Genomic DNA, 16,296 nt, shown 5'->3' on the forward strand with positions numbered 1-16,296 from the left:
AAGGGACTGCACCCCTGAGCATTAGCCCTGATAATTGATGTAGGCTGTTCACTATGATACTTGTTCTTAATATAAAAACCGCTTTTTCTCGTTCTCCAGCAGAACTAGTGGGCTATCTACCGAAAAGCTTTCCATAAAAGAAGCTTCTGACTAATGAATGTTGAGTTAGTTTATACCTTGTACTCCTATTTTATGATAAAACATATAGAATTGGAATTAAAAATGTGCCTATTTTTCACTCCAAGTGATACTAATATACATTCCAGTGTTTTGGTTATTTTAGCTCATACACATCGAGAATTCAAGTTTTTAGTTTCTGCCTATATTAATGAATATCCTTAGAAAAGCAGTTTAAAACCTTGAAATGCCCTTGAATAAAAAAACCTCCATGCGAGAGCATGAAGGAGATGGTTTGATATATTAGTTGACCATGCGTTGAGCTTCAAGCAATTGGAAGGTCCTCACTTTTCGAGGCAGAAAACGACGAATTTCATCTTCGTTATATCCTACTTGAAGTCTCTTTTCATCCATGATGATCGGTCTGCGAAGCAAACCAGGATTTTGCTGAATCAATTCGAAAAGGTTCTGCAAAGGCAGAGCGTCAAGTTCAACATTCAATTTTTGGAATGTCTTGGATCGGGTAGAGATGATTTCATCCGTACCATCTTCAGTCATTCTCAAAATTTCTTTTATCTCGTCAATACTCAATGGTTCCGAGAATACATTTCTCTCTTTATATGGAATTTCATGATCTTCTAACCAAGCTTTCGCCTTCCGGCATGATGTACAACTAGGTGAAGTGAACAAAGTTACCATGAACCATTCACACTCCCTTATATTATTAAGACTTTTATTCACAAGTAGAGTTTTCCCTAATTAACTTTCTCATTTAATAATTAGTTTAAAGAAGAAATCTCTATTATGTATTATACATGAAAAACATTTGGTTGAATATAGTTTTAAATAAATTGTCAACTTTTAATACGAAAGTTAAACAAATATATCGTGTTACTTAACATATACCCGTGAATGAAACATATAAACCATAAAAACGAAAAAAATTATGTTGGCTTTGTTTGCGCAAAGATTGTGGCTAATGGTTTGCATTGCAAAAAAATTTGATTGAAAGATTTCCAGCTGACTAAAAAACAGCTGCAGATACGAAAAACCTTATTGTTATGAACAATAAGGTCGAAATCATTTAAATATCTTTCAGGATATCCCTATTTCTATCGTCTTCAATGTTCAAAACTTCATCAGCGGGCTGGTAAGAAGCTCCATAGAATTTTGTGTCTTTATAGGTATGAATCAGTTCATAGGTTTTTACCATGGACTCATAAACCAGTTCTTCTGATTCATTGCCGGGTGCCCAATAAAGAATCTCCATCTCATTAATTTCATGCGTTGCAAGAGACCTGCGGCGGTAACCAATGCTCGAAGCGTGTTCAAATCCTTCTCTTTTATAAAATTTCAACCGTTTTTCGGTATCAGTATCATCATAATCAACCGGTTCGACTTCTAAAATGATCGCCTTGCCTTTCTGTTTCAGCTTCTCGATCAACTTATGTCCCAACCCCTGCCCTCTGGCTTTGGAAGAGACAAACAGATAATCAATAAAGATGAATTTTTCCAGCTCTGCATACATCAAAACATGAAGATCATCTTCATCCTTATGGTAAATATCACTGCGCTCTTTCAGCAGAGTTTCCATGTGTTCCTTGGATTTCATTTCTTCTACGGGGAAATATTGATTTAACTTCTCATACCAATGCATTGATCTACTCCTTTTTTTTCAATTAAGTCAACTATTGTCGCCATATCATTTCATACTAAAATCATTCATACTATGCCCTTAAAGTTACTAAACAACAGCAGCTAAGTTATGTCCTTAATTGTTTTTTGGGATATTAGTGTGCTTTCAAGAAGTTGCGAAAGCGTAAGTGGGAAAAAGTGGGTGTTAAGCGGTATTCTTACCAATTTAATTGTATCGTATTGAGAACAAAAGTCAAATGAGAAGCACTGCTTCAGGTACTGCCTTTCCTTCTCTTCCTATTATCCCTTTGATCCTTCTCTTCGTTATATACTTTACCTTTCTTACAATGAAGCACGCCACCTCCCTGGAACTTAACAACTGTTTTGAATAAAAAGAAAGACAGCAGGATTTCCTGCCGTCTAATTAGTTTAAGGAGTAAAATCAGCACTTTCAGTGTAGCTATTACCAGCATTCCAAAGTAGATATTCATTAATACCCTGATCTTGAAGAGCTTTAATTTGTGCTTCCACTTCAGCTTTTCCATACTGCTTATAATTTCCTGAGCCAAGCCATGAAGCTGTGAAATCCTGCAGCCAAGGACGGGAAACAGGAGGGTTTTCCAACTCACCTAATTTCTTGTTTTCCAGCTTGGCATATTCAGCAATTAAATTATACGGTTCGAGGTCAGGTTTTGCTATTCCAAAGTAAGAAGTCCAATGACTTGGATAAATCATGGATGAGATGACATCAACATGCTCTGAAATCTTTGTAAAGTTCTGGCCGATTCCTGGTGCTTCAGGCAATGTTGCCGTATAGCCGAATATATCCACAGATACATCAACATCATATGGTTTCAGCTGTTCTTTGGCATAGGCAACAAAGTCCGTAACAGCATGAACTCTTTTTTGAACGTTATCTTCATCCATCTCAGCGTATTCACCCATACTATATTTTAATTCTGTATCTCTCTTTTCAAATCCTTCGGGAAAACGAACATAGTCAAATTGGATCTCTTGAAAACCCATTTTTGCAGCTTCAATGGCAATGCCTACGTTGTAATCCCATACTTCCTTTAGGAAAGGATTAACGAAAGAGTCCCCGCTTCCATTTGCCCATACCTCATTACCCTCTAAGTACGATAACTCAGGTTTAGCCTTAGACAACACAGAGTCCTTGAACACAACTACACGTGCAATAGGATAAATCTCTTCTTCTTCCAATCTTTCAAGCATTGCTCTTGGATCTTTAATATAGGACTTGCCAATGTCTTTGTACTGAGATTGGTCATCTTGGTACGTGATATTTCCCCAATCATCCTTAATATCGATTACCATGGAATTCAAATCCGTTTTATTCATTAAGTCGATCAAGCTCTCAAACCTGCTTCCGCCAGCTGAATGACCCGTTACATAGATTCCTCTTACAGCATCCGGATATGTAAATTCCAAGCCAGTGTCATAAAAAAAACGAGATAGCTGCTGAGGGATTACCTTTTCTTTCAAACCCAAATTCAATGTGTGATGTTCTTGAACTTTTGAGTCCTGTTCCTCTTCAGCGCCCGCAGTATTGAACGGAAGGAGACAAAGTGCTGAAACTCCCACAGCAGTCAGTACATTTCTGAAATTCAATATTAACCTCTCCTCTTAGACAATTATTCTATAAAAAATAATCTTCTTCTATTCTTATGTTCTATACCCTATTTTAACAATGGAAGTACATGAAATGGAAGGATTTTAATCAGGAAATTGTCGAAATTTCCAGGGAAATGAACTTAGCAGGATTTATGTAGGGAAAGACTAAATAAGACCTCAGAATATTCTGAGGTCTTATGAGTATTAGTTTTTATATTGTGCTTTATATTGAGCGAATTCCTTCTCAGAACAGTAAATGAAGTGTCCAGGAGCAACTTCACGAAGTTCTAATTGGTCATCTTCTGTATAGTTATGAACGGCGGGATCGTAAGTTTTACGCTTACGGGAACGCTCATAGTCTGGATCCGGCAATGGAATCGCAGAGAGAAGTGATTGAGTATAAGGGTGAAGCGGATTCTTATACAGAGCATCGCTAGGAGCAAGTTCTACAAGCTTACCATAGTACATAACTCCAATTCTGTCACTGATATACTTAACCATTGAAAGGTCATGAGCAATAAACAAGTACGTCAATCCTTTTTCTTTCTGAAGATCCTTCATCAAGTTAACGACCTGGGCTTGGATTGATACATCCAAAGCAGAAATCGGCTCATCAGCGATGATGAAATCAGGATCAACTGCAAGAGCTCTGGCAATTCCCAAACGCTGGCGCTGACCGCCGGAGAACTCATGCGGATAACGGTTGGCATGTTCCTTATTCAAGCCGACTGTCTCCAAAAGTTCATGAACCTTTTTCAGTCTTTCTTCCGAAGAAGCAGCCAATCCGTGAATATCAATTCCTTCTGCAATCAGATCCGCGACCTTCATACGAGGGTTTAGGGACGCGTATGGATCTTGGAAAATCATTTGCATTTTGCGGTTGAACTTTTTAAGATCTTTACGCGATTTTTTACCATGGACATCTTCACCTTCAAATAAAACCTGTCCGTCAGTTGCATCATAAAGGCGGATAATTGTTCTTCCTGTTGTGGATTTACCACAGCCAGACTCACCAACCAGCCCTAATGTTTCTCCTTTATAAATATCAAAAGAGATATCATCAACTGCCTTAACCATATTTGGTTTCCCAGGATTGAAGTATTGCTTTAGATTTTTGATTTCAAGTAATTTTTCAGCCATTATGAACGAACCTCCTCAAATAATACCGGCTCATCATAGTTGGAAGGCATTGTACGCTGTCTTATTTTAACAGCTTCCGGCGGCTCAACTTTAGGAGCATTCGGATGCAGCAACCAAGATTTGACAAAGTGTGTATCTGACACTTTATAAGTCGGTGGTTCTTGTTCGAAATCAATCTTCAGGGCATATTCACTTCTAAGAGCAAACGCATCCCCTTTAGGAGGATTCATTAAATCAGGAGGAGTACCAGGTATCGCCTGAAGCTGCTGTCCTGTTTCCGTGTCCAGTGTAGGCATGGATGCTACAAGTCCCCAAGTGTAAGGATGCCTTGGATCATAGAAAATCTCATCCACTGTACCCGACTCAACAATTTGTCCACCGTACATAACAGCTACCCTGTCTGCCACGTTTGCCACGACACCAAGGTCATGGGTGATGAAGATGATTGATGTATCAATTTTATTTTGCAGATCTTTCATCAATTCAAGGATCTGCGCCTGAATGGTAACATCCAATGCAGTAGTCGGCTCATCAGCAATAAGAATTTTCGGGTTGCAAGCAAGTGCGATCGCAATTACAACACGCTGTCTCTGTCCGCCTGAAAATTGATGAGGGTACTGCTTGAAACGGCCTTCAGGATTCGGCAGTCCAACAAGCTTTAATAATTCAATCGTACGTTTTTTAGCATCGGACTTACTCATGTTCTGATGCTTCAGCAACGGCTCCATGATCTGCTTGCCGACTGTCATTGTAGGATTAAGAGATGTCATAGGATCCTGGAAAATCATTGAAATGTCTTTTCCGCGGATTTTTTGCATATCTCTTTCAGGAATTTGGGCTAAATCTCTGCCTTCGAAATTAATTTCACCGCTTTTGATGAAACCTGCTGGTTGAGGTAAAAGTTTCATGATTGCTTTTGTAGTTACTGACTTACCTGAACCAGATTCACCAACGATTGCCAGCGTTTCACCTTTGTCAAGATGAAAATCGACTCCGCGCACGGCTTTAACTTCTCCCCCGTAAGTCGTGAAGGAGACTTGTAAATCTTTAACATCTAATACTCTATTCATATTTTCTACTCCTTCCACTATTTACGCATCTTAGGATCCAGTGCATCACGCAATCCATCAGCAAGCAGGTTAAAGCTCAAAATAATTAGTGAGATAACGACAGAAGGAATCAACATCATATGAGGATATGATTGAATTGATCTGTATCCGTCATTTACTAGTGACCCTAAAGATGCTTGAGGTGCTGCAATACCCAAACCGATAAAGCTCAGAAATGCTTCAGTAAAGATTGCGGTTGGGACTGTGAACATAGTGGTAATGATAACAGGTCCCATTACGTTAGGAAGCAAGTGTTTCCAGATCAACCTGTTGCTCGTTGCACCTAATGTACGTGAAGCAAGGACGAACTCCTGATTTTTCAACTGCAGGATCTGTCCACGGACTATACGGGCCATACCGGTCCAACCGGTAATTACCATCGCCATTGTTATAGTGAATAATCCTGGCTCAAATAAGAGGATAAACAGGATAACAACAATGAGATTTGGGATCCCTACAAGTATCTCAATGATACGCTGCATGAAATCATCTACTCGGCCGCCATAGTAACCGGAGATTCCGCCATACGCGATACCAATGATTAAGTCGATAAGGGCAGCAAGGACTCCGATGTATAGGGAAATACGTGTTCCCTGCCAAGTCCTCGTCCAAAGGTCACGGCCCAAATCATCGGTACCGAACCAGTAAGTTTCTTCTACTTGGCGCTGCTCATATACGTTGTTACCATTCTTATCAAATCCATCAAACCAGCCTAGTCCTGAAAGGGCTTCAATTTTAGGCGGCAATTTAGCATGTCTAATATTTTGGTCTTTATAGGACATTTCTGTCATGCCAGGTCCAATAATAGCCATCAAGATTATGACTACCATGATGACCAATCCAACGATAGCGCCTTTATTTTTGAAAAGGCGAAGCCATGCATCATGCCAAAAACTTAGGCTGGGCCTTCCGATGACTTCTGATTCAGACTCATTTGCTTGTCGTGGTTGGAAAAGGTCAGGATTAATGTTATTAAGGTCTTTTCTATTGTTAGTATCCATTATTTCTTCCCCCCAGCCAAACGAATACGAGGGTCAATTATTCCATATAGGATGTCCACAAGGAAAATTACTCCGATGAACAAGGCACTATAGAATAATGTTACACCCATGATTACTGTGTAGTCACTTGTGTTAATTGAGTTAACGAATTGCTCACCAAGACCAGGCACAGCAAATATTCTCTCTATTACTAGAGTACCTGTCATGATACCAACTGTCATAGGCCCCAAAATAGTGATAATTGGAATCATGGCATTTCTGACTCCATGCTTTAATACTGTCGCTGTTTTTGTAATACCTTTTGCTTTAGCTAGAAGAATATAATCTGAACCTAAAACCTCCAGCATTTCAGTGCGCATAAAACGGGCAATTGTGGCAACGACTCCAACTGTTAATGCAAGCGTTGGCATAATGGTGTATTCAAATCCACCCCATAATGCTACCGGCAGCCATTGGAGCTCTACTCCAATATAATATTGCATTAGGCCGGCAAAAACGAAGGACGGTATGGAAATACCTAATACAGCGATAAATGTGGCACTATAATCGAGCCACGAATTATGTCTTAGTGCTGCAATGATCCCCAAAGCCAGTCCAAGAAATGTTCCTAGTACGATTGCCTGGAATCCAAGTTGTGCGGAAGGACCAATACGCTGACCGATAATATCTGTAACCGGGCGGTTATCGTATTGGAATGACAAACCTAAATCACCTTGTGCTAAGTTTGTCATATAAGTTACGTATTGTACTGGGAGAGGATCGTTCAAACCGTATTTTTCCAAAATGATTTCCTGCTGTTCCGGTGTCAGCTTTTCTTGGTTTGAAAGCGGTGATCCAGGAAGGAGCTTCATCAGGAAGAACGTGGCTGTTGCAATAATAATTAACGTTATAAACATATAAGCTAGTCTTTTTAAAGTGTATCTGATCACTCTTTAGCCCCCCTTTTTCTATTTTTTTTGGCTACCTTACATATTATATCTTATTTCGACAAATTTTCAATCTATTTCTTAAATTACAATTTCTTTCAGGTAATCAGGGAAAAAGGAGAGCATATGCCAATGCATACACTCTCCTTTTGAAAGTTTGTCTCATTGAGCGTTTATAGGTTACTCAATGTGTGCCCATTTGTAAGAGTTGTCAGCACCGAAAGCGTGACGAAGGATTCCTTGTACGTAAGGGCGCTCTAGGTAAGCACTACCACTTTGGTACATTGGAGAAATCGCAGCATCTTCGAACAAGATTTGTTCTGCTTTAAGCATTGCTTCCCAACGAGCTTCTGGGTCACCAAGCAATGTAGTCTTAGCATCTTCAATCAATTGGTCATACTCAGAGTTAGAGTAGCCCATTTGGTTATGAGCGCCATCAGTTACGAACATGTCAACAAATGTCATTGGATCTGGATAATCCGGGCCCCAGCCAGCGAATGAGAAGTCATAGTCGCCTGCAGTTTCCAGATCAAGTTTTTGAGCGAAAGGCTGTTGAGAGATAGTTACAGTCAAACCTTCAAGGTTAGTCTCCAACTGTTCTTTCAAGAATTCACCGATTTTTCTAGAGTTTTCAGAATCGTAGTTCAATAGTTCAAGAGAAACTTCTTCGAATCCAACTTCTTCTTTAGCTTTAGCCCATGCTTCTTTAGCAGCTTCTACGTTAGTTTCATTGAAGTTGCCGTTAGCTTCACGGAAGTCAGTTCCATCAGGACCGTAAACGAATTCTTGTGGTACTAAGTAGTACGCAGGGATAGATCCGTTGTTAAGAAGAACGTCAACCATACCTTGCTTATCCCAAGCCATGTCGATTGCTTTACGTGCATTAACGTTCGCTAGAGTTTCATTCTCTTGGTTAAAGCGAAGGAAGTATACAGATGTAAGTGAACGTGTTTTGAAGTTTTCGTCATTTGCATACTGGTCAACGAATTCAGCAGAAAGTCCTGCAACATCCGCTTTCTCAGTTTCATAAAGGTTTACACCTGTAGCCGTGTCTTTAACAATGTTCCAGTTGATTTCTTCAAGCTGTACTGCATCAGCTTCCCAGTAATCAGGGTTTTTCTGAACCTGGAAGCTTTGCTCATGTTTCCAGTCACTCATTACGAAAGGACCATTGTAGATAGAAGTATTAGCTTCTAATCCGTATTGATCGCCTTGCTCAGTTACGTACGCTTCATTTTGCGGATAGAAAGTTGCGAAAGAAAGCAATTCTTTGAAGTAAGGTACAGCTGACTCCAACTGAACTTCTAAAGTTTTTTCGTCAGTTGCTTTAACACCAAGCTCATCTAAAGGAAGATCGCCAGCGTTGACTGCTTCTGCGTTCTTAAGGTCATACATAATGTATGCATACTCAGCAGCAGTATCAGGATTTAAAGCTTTTTTCCAAGCGTATTCAAAATCATTAGCTGTAACAGCTTCACCATTGGACCATTTAGCGTCACGGATTTTGAAAGTGTATGTTTTGCCATCTTCAGAAATTGTAGGCTCTTCTGCTGCCATACCAAGTACCGCTGCATCATTTTCACCTAAACGATAAAGACCCTCGTAAACCTGGTTCATTACGTTGAATGAAACAGCGTCAGTTGCTAGAGATGCATCCATTGATGGGATCTCAGAGCTTTCTAGCAGGTTAAGTACTTGTGCTCTCTCTTCTGCAGGCGCTTCTTCCTCGCCGCCGTTATTTCCAGAGTTAGCGTTGTTTCCACCATTGTTCGTTGCCGCATTGTTGCCGTTGTTACCGCCGCAAGCAGCTAGGAAAGTTGCTAGTGCCAATAATAGCACTAAAAGAAATGAAAACTTTTTCTTCATCTTGAAATTGACCTCCTCGTATTTCATATTTATTTATCTTCCGATTTATCAGAAGATTCGTTTTCTATTATACAACATACAGAAATTATTGCAATATTAATTTAACAGTTTTTTTGCAAAATTGACACACTGGCCTCTAAACCCTTATATATTAATGGTTTAAACATGTTTTAATTCAAGTTCTCTCTATTACAATCTTTACAATTGGTGTTATCAGAGTATAAATTACCAAAATATACATATAAATTATCCCATTTTATAGAGCCAATATTCTTATGTTTATGCAAAAAAATGAATCCTTATTTCATAAAACTATTTCTCTTATTTTCTGTGGGGGGCATTTTATTCTTCTATATAACAAGGAAGTGTCAGAATTGAAAGAAAACTACCTTTTGCCAAATTGCGTTATTAATGAATATATATTTAAAAAATCTTGATATAACCCCGCGGGATTCGTTATACTAAAAAAAAAATAATGTTGGTGAATTAATTGAAAAAAGTATTTTTTGCAGTGTTAACAATCTTTCTGATCTCTGCCGTTATATCATTTTTCTCCCAGGATGAAATCTTTCTTGGCATTATCAATATCTCCTTCCTTATCGGAATGGGATTCCTGGTAATCGGCGGATTGATGAAAGTAGTCGAATCGGGTTTCTTCAATGGAATTCAATATGCTTTTAAGCGTTTTCGCAAAAGCAGCAAAGAAGGAAGCTACATCGCCCAGTTTGATGATATGGATGATACAAATGAGGCTTACAAAGAATTTAATAAAAGGGACACATACCCTTTAACTATGCCATTACTGTTAAGCGGAGGCATCGCGGTTGCAGCCGATCTTGCTGTCTCCTACCTTTTCTATACTTGATTTTGGTTTATGAATTCTTTTATAATCATTTCTGGATAATATTTATGCGATGACAAAGAGTAGTACATATATCTTGGTTTTTCAGAGAGTTTGTGGCCGGTGCGAACAAACAGCCGAAGTATGGAATGGACTTTCGAGCATCATAAGTGAACTAAAGTAGCTTATGACGGCAGCCCGCCGATATCCGGGCACCATGTTTACATGGACCAAGCGGCCTTCCGGGGCAACTTAGGGTGGCACCGCGGAACAATCCATTCGTCCCTATTCATATTTAGGACGGGTGGATTTTTTTATGTTTACTTATACTAGTAGAAACAAACTTTTTGAATGGAGGAATGGAAATGGAAACTATTTTCAGCGGTATACAGCCAAGCGGTACGATAACCTTAGGCAATTATATTGGAGCTCTTAAGCAATTCGCAGAGCTGCAGGAGGACTACAATTGTTATTTCTGTGTAGTCGATCAGCACGCTATAACGGTTCCCCAGGATAAGCTGGAGTTAAGAAAGAACATTAAAAGTCTGGCTGCTCTTTATATAGCCAGCGGAATCGACCCTGATAAATCAACACTATTTATTCAGTCCGAAGTCCCTGCACATGCTCAGGCTGGCTGGATGCTGCAATGTGTCGCTTACATAGGAGAGCTGGAAAGGATGACTCAATTCAAGGATAAGTCTCATGGAAAAGAGGCCGTGTCGGCAGGGCTGCTTACTTATCCTCCATTAATGGCTGCGGATATCCTGCTATACAAAACAAATCTTGTTCCTGTCGGGGAAGATCAGAAACAGCATCTTGAATTGACCAGGGATCTGGCAGAGAGATTTAATAAAAAATACAATGATATCTTCACTATACCGGAAGTAAGGATTCCGAAAGTTGGAGCAAGGGTGATGTCCCTTCAAGATCCATCGAAGAAGATGAGCAAATCAGATCCTAACCAAAAAGCGTTTATCACTCTCTTAGATACTCCAAAGCAAATCGAAAAGAAGATTAAAAGCGCCGTGACAGATTCTGATGGAATTGTAAAATATGATAAAGAACTAAAACCGGGAGTTTCCAATCTTCTATCTATTTATTCTATTCTTACTGATACGAGTATCGGGGATTTAGAAGAAAAGTACGATGGGAAAGGATATGGAGACTTCAAAGGAGACCTTGCAGAAGTTGTTGTGAATGCACTGGCTCCTATTCAGCAAAGATATAATGAGCTTATTGATTCAGAAGAGCTTGATGAAATTCTTGATAAAGGTGCAGAGAAAGCCAATTTTACCGCTAATAAAATGGTTAAGAAGATGGAAAAAGCTATGGGACTAGGAAGAAAAAGATAGAGAGTACGCAAAAGGGAGCCTGAACAGCTCCCTTTTATTTGCCTTCTATACACCAATTCAAGTTCAAGCCCTGATGCCTTATGGATATGCATCAGATTTAAATAACAAATTAAGGTTCTTCAATAGAACTTTGCTGGCTGCCAGTATTAAGCAGCCGTTATACAGAATAAAAGGCAGCCCCAAAGGCTGCCTTTTAGTTCACTTTTGGACGATTTTCCATTTCCCACAGTTTCTCAAAAAACGGCTGTCCTTTTATTAGATTTTCACAGAAAAGCAAGTGCTTATCTGTCCACCCCTCTTTTGTTTCTTCGAAAAGGTTCTGCCACGCTTCTTCAAAGTCCAGCGATTGTATTCTTTCATAGTTTTCAGGGGTCCACTCTGTACACCAATACCTGATTTCCGCTGTATTCTTGGAAGAATACAGTTGATCAAGCGCCATGAACATCAATTGTTTCAATTGTCTTTCCCTTCTGGTCAAGCCACTCATGATCGTCGGCTTAGGAGAAAGAATATGATAATCCTTATCTGATTTTTCCTGCAGGAAATTATAGCTGTATGGCTCTTGATCTTCTGTCATTTCATATACCAGCTGTTCCTGGCGCGGGATGATTCTGCTTTTTCTGATTGGGATGGAATAGCCGATTGTATCAACAGCCAGTATGCCTGTCCCATCCGTGACAATAAAACAATACTCCAGCTGAATTCTTTCATGATTTTTACGCAGATATGCTTTTTGGTAGATATCATTGAGCAGTGACTGAGGAAGTTCTGACAAGTCATTTTCTATGTAATTGAAAAACTCAGGAGTTACTTTGATAAGAGGAACCTGGTCGAGAAGCTCAATAACATCCTCTTTCCTCCACTCATGAAAATGACAAATATTGTAACCGTTTTCTTCACCTTCAAACCAATTTACCCATACGTCATGAAGATATAGCATGATTGACCCCTCGCTTCAGCCTATTTGTCAATCAGTATAGGCAATTAACACCCAATTTATTCCTTGTGATGCTCATTTTTGCAGCACGATTTATTAGAGTATATTTAACAGCCTGCTGGAGATTTATCATAACATTTAGAAAGAGCATTAACTAAATCCAACTTCATTTTGAAGAAATCAACTCCGAATTTAACTCTTTCTAGCTGGAGAATAGATGGAAATAGTTATTAAAAAGATCCCTGTCAGCAAAAGATAACTTTCTACCCTTCCTAATATGAAAAGAAAATAGTCTTGGAAAGACAATCCAGCAGCCAGAAAGTTAAGGTACATAATCAACGTCACTCCGCCAGATACAGAAAATCCAAATCCAATTAATAATATAAATACTCGAAACATCATTCCTTCCGCCCTTACCGTCCAGATTTTCAAGATATTCATTTTTCTCACCTTTTCTGCTTGTCCATGTACTAGCATTCTATGATAAGAAATTAGAATATATGAACGTTCAAAACGGAAGAAAAAATCATGGAAAGTCTGTACGTATAAAAGAGCTGCGATGTTTTCCTTAGAGAGTCTTTGCAATACTGCTCAAAGACTCTTATTACACTATTCAGCATTCTTTAGTCTTAGATAAAGGCTGTCTTCGTATATATTGTTGCTTTCGTATATCCCCGGATACTAACAGTTTTAACTCTAAACGGGGAAGAGCAGCTCTTTTCTTTTCAGCTTTGACAGATATCATCTTCGTAATAGGGTTATTTTTTTGAAATTAGTAAAGAATAGCAGCAAAATTCACGAAAAGATCCTAAATAAATCGTTCATCCTCTTCAATCCTCCTCTGCTTTTTCATCTTCAATAAACCGGTTAGAATCAAGACTCATCATTTGTTTGGCAGACATTCCATGTTTCTGTCTGAATTTACCTACTAAATAAAAACCAATAGCATACCCGAGCATGCTTGGATACTTTCCTCTTCCCAGCAGAAGCTGATCATGTCTGGAGTCGTTTTTTCTTAAGTGAAGTTCATTTTTAATGTGTTGATTCCATAACTTTCGGAGAAGAAGCTCACTATATTTTTTAGTCCATCCGCTGACATAATGATCACCGCAATATTCTTTCACAGCATCTTCTGCAAGCCCTTCGAATATGAGGGAATCCATCAATGTATATTCAGCAGGGTTCTTCTCTAATAGATTCATCCGGGTACAATGGTGATACTCGTGGACAAATAAAGCCTCCCATTCCTTTTCATCCTCTTCATCGGAAAGGAATAAATAAATTTCCTCTTTGAAGGATACACCCGATTTCTTCAATCCGCTGCTGAAGATTCCCCTGGAAGCTTGCACAGGAAAAATATAGACCGGTATCGAGGGTCCCTTCCATAATGCCCGGTACTTTTTATAAAATAAATTAATTTTCTTCCATGCTTTCCGTTCCTTCAATGAGTGGACCAATTGTTTCGTATATAGGGAAGGCGTGTACATTCCAAAAGATTGCAGATAGCTGTATAATTCGGCTGCCTCTTTACTTGTGATTCCTTTTTTCATAAGTAATTTCTCAGGTTTCTCAGCATAGTCATCCAGCCACTTACTTGTTTCAATAACTCCCATCAAACATCCCCCTTTTTCATCTTTTGAAACACCCTGCTGGAAATCTTCTTCTTTCATTCTATTTGCTTCGATGTATAAATGCAGTTCTCGTATAAGTTGTGGTTATTTAAAAGTAAAGGATTTCCGCTCCAGGCGCACGACTCCGCGGGGCGGGCGTTGAGCATCGGCTTCGCCTGCTTAAAAAGTGGAAACGCCCTGATCAGCTTCGACAGGCAAATGTTCTCAAGAGAAAAAAAGGCGAACTTCCTTTTATTCTCTTCGGGTTATTTGACCCCGAGGGGCTGGGCGCTGCAACTGGATTGGGGGTCTCACCTGTCTTCAAAAGTGGAAGCGCCCTGATCAGCCCCGACAGGCAAATGTTCTGAAGAGAAAAAAAGGCGTCTTTCCTTTTATTCGCTTTGGGTTATTTGACCCCGAGGGGTTAGGTGATTGAACTAAACGCCCGCAAGTCCCACAGGAGGTTGCCCGCCTTCCGCTTCAATCCTTCTACGTGAAAATAGGAGGGAAATAAAGCATTCAAAAGCAACAAACTTTTAGAAAAGAGCCTAAATTAAAAACCAACAACATCACTTTCTAAGAGGCAGCAGAACTCAAAAGAAATTTTCTAACTGCCCATTCTTTGTGAAGAGCTATTTTCATGATTTTTTAAAAAACTTTAATGCGCCGGATTCCCCTATGGCAGAAAAGGAAGAGCAGTTTTCTCTTTCTTGCTTTCAAGTAAGTTGCTATGAACATGTTTTTTTTAGAGTTATTAATATTGATTTCAACAATTTTCCAGAAATGAACGAAACAAAAAAAAGACTATTTCATAAGGATTTTTCTATATCCTTATGAAACAGTCTTGAGAATTATTTATATTTTTTAAATACAATAGTTGCATTATGGCCGCCAAATCCAAGTGAATTGCTCATAGCCACGTTCACTTCCGATTTCCTGGCACCTTCTGTAACATAATCCAGATCGCAATCTGGATCAGGTGTCTCAACGTTGATTGTAGGCGGAAGGATATCATCCTGCAGAGCCAGTACAGAGAAAATTGCTTCTACTCCGCCTGCTGCACCCAGCAGATGCCCTGTCATGGATTTTGTTGAACTTACAGCCAGTTTATAAGCATGATCCTGGAATACTTCCTTGATTGCCATCGTTTCATATTTATCATTATAAGGAGTGCTTGTTCCATGTGCGTTAATGTAATCCACATCCTCAGCGGAAAGGCCGCCATCTTCAAGAGCGATTTTCATTGCCCTTGCCCCGCCTTCTCCTCCTGGTGCTGGAGCAGTAATATGATGTGCATCGCCTGTTGATCCATACCCTACGATCTCAGCATAGATTTTTGCTCCACGGGCAAGCGCGTGTTCAAGGTCTTCAAGAATGACAATTCCTGCTCCCTCACCCATAACAAATCCGTCACGTCCGGCATCGAACGGCCTGGAAGCTTTCGTTGGATCGTCATTTGTAGACAGAGCTGTGTTGGCACAGAAGCCCGCCATGGACATTTTGGTGATCGGTGCTTCAGTACCGCCTGTCACCATTACGTCGGCATCGCCGCGCTGGATGACTTTGAAGGCATCTCCGATAGAGTTAGTTCCCGTGGCACAGGCTGTCACTGTACAAGAATTGATACCTTTTGCTCCAAGCAGGATGGATACCTGCCCGGCAGCCATATCAGGAATGATCATAGGGACGAAGAAAGGACTCACTCGGCGGTAGCCCCGCTTCTGGAAGGTCTCGAACTGGTTTTCAAAGGTTTCCATTCCGCCGATTCCCGATCCAATCCACACTCCTACCCGGTTGGCTGTATCTTCTGTAATTTCTAGGTTTGCATCTTTCACAGCCATCATGGAAGCCGCTACTGCATATTGGGTAAAGCGATCCATCTTCCTCGCTTCTTTCCGTTCAACATATTCTTCAGGATCAAAACCTTTTAGCTCTGCCGCCACTTTTGCGGGATATTCATCTGCATTCAGCCTGGTCAGCGGGCCAATGCCGCTCTTCCCCTCAAGGATACCTGACCATGTTGTTTCTACATTATTACCAAGCGGAGTTACCGCACCTAATCCTGTAACTACTACTCTGCGCTTATTCACTTTCATTCCATCTCCTTTTTCTGGTCATAGAAGACATAGA

The 16,296-nt window shown here is 39.9% G+C and carries 14 protein-coding genes and 1 other annotated feature; of the genes, 2 read left to right on the forward strand and 12 right to left on the reverse strand.

Features of this window, described 5'->3' with window-relative positions:
- Positions 1–420: 420 nt before the first annotated feature.
- The 8 genes from spxA to FZC78_RS14685 all read right to left on the reverse strand — a co-directional run bounded on the left by spxA (position 421) and on the right by FZC78_RS14685 (position 9,426).
- Entirely contained in the window at positions 421–816 is a 396-nt protein-coding gene (spxA, locus tag FZC78_RS14650; protein WP_113930503.1) for a transcriptional regulator SpxA, read from the reverse strand.
- A gap of 385 nt (positions 817–1,201) precedes the next feature.
- Entirely contained in the window at positions 1,202–1,774 is a 573-nt protein-coding gene (locus FZC78_RS14655; RefSeq protein ID WP_148940651.1) for a GNAT family N-acetyltransferase, read from the reverse strand.
- A gap of 407 nt (positions 1,775–2,181) precedes the next feature.
- Positions 2,182–3,381 carry a putative glycoside hydrolase gene (locus FZC78_RS14660; RefSeq protein WP_252183630.1) on the reverse strand — a complete coding sequence of 400 codons (1,200 nt, stop codon included), beginning with the start codon at positions 3,379–3,381 and terminating at the stop codon, positions 2,182–2,184.
- Between the two features lie 207 nt (positions 3,382–3,588).
- Positions 3,589–4,524 (reverse strand): ABC transporter ATP-binding protein, encoded by a 936-nt coding sequence (locus FZC78_RS14665; protein ID WP_148940653.1) that lies wholly within the window; start codon positions 4,522–4,524, stop codon positions 3,589–3,591.
- Entirely contained in the window at positions 4,524–5,594 is a 1,071-nt protein-coding gene (locus FZC78_RS14670) for an ABC transporter ATP-binding protein (protein ID WP_148940655.1), read from the reverse strand. The genes FZC78_RS14665 and FZC78_RS14670 overlap by 1 nt, the downstream gene beginning before the upstream one ends.
- A 17-nt stretch (positions 5,595–5,611) precedes the next feature.
- Complete coding sequence (gene opp3C / locus FZC78_RS14675; protein WP_148940657.1) at positions 5,612–6,634, reverse strand: oligopeptide ABC transporter permease; 1,023 nt, start codon at positions 6,632–6,634, stop codon at positions 5,612–5,614.
- A complete protein-coding gene (gene opp3b / locus FZC78_RS14680) occupies positions 6,634–7,563 on the reverse strand; it encodes an oligopeptide ABC transporter permease (protein ID WP_148940659.1) in 930 nt (309 codons plus the stop codon). The genes opp3C and opp3b overlap by 1 nt, the downstream gene beginning before the upstream one ends.
- A gap of 177 nt (positions 7,564–7,740) precedes the next feature.
- Positions 7,741–9,426, reverse strand: a complete 1,686-nt coding sequence (locus tag FZC78_RS14685; RefSeq protein ID WP_148940661.1) for a peptide ABC transporter substrate-binding protein — start codon at positions 9,424–9,426, stop codon at positions 7,741–7,743.
- A 490-nt stretch (positions 9,427–9,916) separates the two neighbouring features.
- Here FZC78_RS14685 and FZC78_RS14690 point away from each other — a divergent pair, with 490 nt between their 5' ends.
- Both FZC78_RS14690 and trpS read left to right on the forward strand, forming a co-directional pair.
- Positions 9,917–10,291: a DUF3899 domain-containing protein gene (locus FZC78_RS14690; RefSeq protein WP_148940663.1), complete on the forward strand. Its 375-nt coding sequence runs from the start codon at positions 9,917–9,919 to the stop codon at positions 10,289–10,291.
- 40 nt (positions 10,292–10,331) lie between these two features.
- Positions 10,332–10,557: a binding site (T-box leader), on the forward strand.
- 75 nt (positions 10,558–10,632) lie between these two features.
- Complete coding sequence (gene trpS / locus FZC78_RS14695; protein WP_148940665.1) at positions 10,633–11,619, forward strand: tryptophan--tRNA ligase; 987 nt, start codon at positions 10,633–10,635, stop codon at positions 11,617–11,619.
- Between the two features lie 193 nt (positions 11,620–11,812).
- On the opposite strand, the gene FZC78_RS14700 is transcribed toward trpS, so the two are convergent.
- The 4 genes from FZC78_RS14700 to fabF all read right to left on the reverse strand — a co-directional run bounded on the left by FZC78_RS14700 (position 11,813) and on the right by fabF (position 16,256).
- On the reverse strand, positions 11,813–12,559 hold the full coding sequence (locus FZC78_RS14700; protein ID WP_148940667.1) for a YjbA family protein: 747 nt from the start codon (positions 12,557–12,559) through the stop codon (positions 11,813–11,815).
- A gap of 189 nt (positions 12,560–12,748) precedes the next feature.
- Positions 12,749–12,997: a hypothetical protein gene (locus tag FZC78_RS14705; RefSeq protein ID WP_252183631.1), complete on the reverse strand. Its 249-nt coding sequence runs from the start codon at positions 12,995–12,997 to the stop codon at positions 12,749–12,751.
- Positions 12,998–13,386: 389 nt separating this feature from the next.
- On the reverse strand, positions 13,387–14,169 hold the full coding sequence (locus FZC78_RS14710; protein WP_187444946.1) for a DUF2268 domain-containing protein: 783 nt from the start codon (positions 14,167–14,169) through the stop codon (positions 13,387–13,389).
- A gap of 848 nt (positions 14,170–15,017) precedes the next feature.
- Complete coding sequence (gene fabF / locus FZC78_RS14720) at positions 15,018–16,256, reverse strand: beta-ketoacyl-ACP synthase II (RefSeq protein WP_148940869.1); 1,239 nt, start codon at positions 16,254–16,256, stop codon at positions 15,018–15,020.
- Positions 16,257–16,296 lie beyond the last annotated feature (40 nt).

This window comes from Rossellomorea vietnamensis (assembly GCF_008180415.1).
Classification (GTDB): domain Bacteria; phylum Bacillota; class Bacilli; order Bacillales; family Bacillaceae_B; genus Rossellomorea; species Rossellomorea vietnamensis_C.